General features: G+C 39.2%; 1 pseudogene. It reads right to left on the bottom strand.

The features are described 5' to 3' along the window. Window positions 1–255 (bottom strand): annotated as a pseudogene (locus tag M3221_RS25970) (hypothetical protein); the annotation flags it as partial.

Below are 255 nucleotides of genomic sequence, written 5' to 3'. Positions count from 1 at the left end.
AAAAACGAATCCAGCCGAGTTTCGGCAGCTGAATGCGGTTGTCTGTAATTTTAATATTATTGTTTGTCATTTTGGTCGTATAGCTCTGGACTGGGTTTTTCTTACTTTTGAATGTCGGATGGCCTTTAAAATCATACGCCGTTGGCGTATAGCCTTCTGCACATTTTTTAGCGGCTCGCTTTTTCAATTCTTTTTTTGGCTGATCCTTATATTTTTTGAATCCTTCGTACTGATATTCGATGCTTGCCTGAAGAG

Origin of the sequence: Domibacillus indicus (assembly GCF_023715895.1) — a bacterium.
GTDB lineage: Bacteria > Bacillota > Bacilli > Bacillales > Domibacillaceae > Domibacillus > Domibacillus indicus_A.
This window is presented reverse-complemented; position numbering and strand designations above follow the sequence as displayed.